This window comes from Nostoc sp. LEGE 12454, from assembly GCF_056620565.1.
This window is the reverse complement of sequence record NZ_JBWQXL010000110.1, coordinates 1-1837: the sequence shown is the minus strand read 5'-3', so window position 1 is coordinate 1837 and position 1837 is coordinate 1. Positions and strand designations below refer to the sequence as shown.

Below are 1837 nucleotides of genomic sequence, written 5' to 3'. Positions count from 1 at the left end.
CCCTAGCTATCTAATTGGTATTTTAGGGCTTGAGACTCAAGCACAGAGAGAATTTCTGTATGTTGATTGACCAAACCTTGTATTGCGGTAATTGGATCATGGTGAAGGCGATGTTTGCGTTGGCGAGGAACTTCCGCCAAAGCTAATTTACGACGTTGAGTTTTATACTCGGTTATAGGTACTTGTTGAATTTGTTCCAATAACTGTTTTTCAGTTTCAGCTACAAAGAGAACTTGATATTGTCCAAAATCACGCAATTCGACGGTGGATTTGCGCCCACTGATTCGCCGTTGATGGCGACGTAAATTACTGAACAAAGACTCGATGTTGAGATTGTCTGCTGGCAAGCCAGGGATATCATAGCAGTGCAATAAGTTAGTTCCGTATTTATCCCACAGTTTTTGTAACTTTTTCTTTAAGGTAAACTGTGCCGGATTTTGTTGATGATCAGGCATAAACTGTTGTAATAACTCTTCCATCTCGCGCCGAACCTGAAAGCTCGTTAAGGGTGAACTATTAGTTTGAGTAATATCGGTTACATTATCTGCGCTACGTTTGGAGTATTCAGGATAGCGCAAACAATCAGCAATTTGTCGCAACCACTTGTGCGCTTCTGCCAAATCCAACGCTACGGAAAGATTGTTGCTTAAAACTTGGTCAACCCATACTGACAACAGAGATAAATAATCTGTGTCAATTTCTCGACATGGTAAACTACGTAATATTGCACCTATGGCTTCTAGTTGTTGGTAGCCGCTTAAGCCACCCCACTGAAAAGGTTTGCGACTTGTGCGATTGATACAATCTCGAATCGCTGCACGAATTTGGGCTTCAACGGCCACTAGCTCTGCGTCTCGTGACAAATAGGAGATTGCTGAAAAAGGGGGGTAGTATCTGGCTGCTGTTCGGAACTTGGGTCTTGAGGTCTTTCTGAATTCTCTGGGACTTTTGGCAGTCTACCTAAATCTGTTTTTAATTGTTGTCGGAGCTTTGTATCTAATGGCAGCACAGATTCACTCAAATTACTGAGGAAGTGTGCCTGACAACGTTGATGTGGTGCATTTGTCCAAGTTGAATTTATTGCCGCGATGATTGCTGATTCCCCATCTGACAATGTTGCTAGCACTTTATACGGTAACTCCTGATATGGTTGTAGCCACTCAATTAACCGTTGTGCTTGTGCCTGTGGTAACTGAATTCCACTTACTGCTGTACCGCTTAATACTTCATATAATACGTATAACAAAGTCCCGTGACCCTCTGGCTGTAAGGCATCTATTGCCCAAATCAAACCACCATGAAGGACGGCTGTAGCAGCTAATTTCTCAGCCGTATGTGCTATTGCTCCACCCAACAGTGCCAGAAATTGACGATATAGCTTCCCTACATTACTCTCGTTAATTTCTACACCACGCTGGTTTAATTCTCGTTGAATTTCAACTAACTGTTGATGCTCATGTTCATGTTGCCAACCGATAAATGCCAGCACATCTAGCCCGTAAGTGCTTTGAGGTAAACTATATTTTAGTACACTATATGCTAAGTAGTGTTGACCAAAATATTCACATTCAGCGTTGGCACATTCTTTACCTTTACCTGCTATAAACACTGCTCCGCTTAAGGTTTGAATGGTTTTCCGCATATGCCAAGATGGAAGGTTCACTAATTGGCTATCGCAATGTATACATAAATTTAGCTCACATTTCACAATTATTCGTTTGGCATCCGGGAAATGTCTTTGTGGGCGGTGGCTAGGTAACTTTACTATCACGGAGGAATGTCTGCTGGTAGGTGTTTTTCAGTTTACCTGCAAACAACACCAATTAGATAGCTAGGG

At 42.2% G+C, this 1837-nt stretch carries 2 protein-coding genes; both read right to left on the bottom strand.

Annotated elements, in window-relative coordinates; translation table 11 throughout:
• Window positions 1–2: 2 nt before the first annotated feature.
• Window positions 3–842 (bottom strand): hypothetical protein, encoded by an 840-nt coding sequence (locus AC1F2U_RS34635; RefSeq protein WP_480265259.1) that lies wholly within the window; start codon window positions 840–842, stop codon window positions 3–5.
• Window positions 842–1663, bottom strand: a complete 822-nt coding sequence (locus AC1F2U_RS34630; RefSeq protein WP_480265258.1) for a hypothetical protein — start codon at window positions 1661–1663, stop codon at window positions 842–844. Before AC1F2U_RS34630 ends, AC1F2U_RS34635 begins: the two co-directional genes overlap by 1 nt.
• Window positions 1664–1837 lie beyond the last annotated feature (174 nt).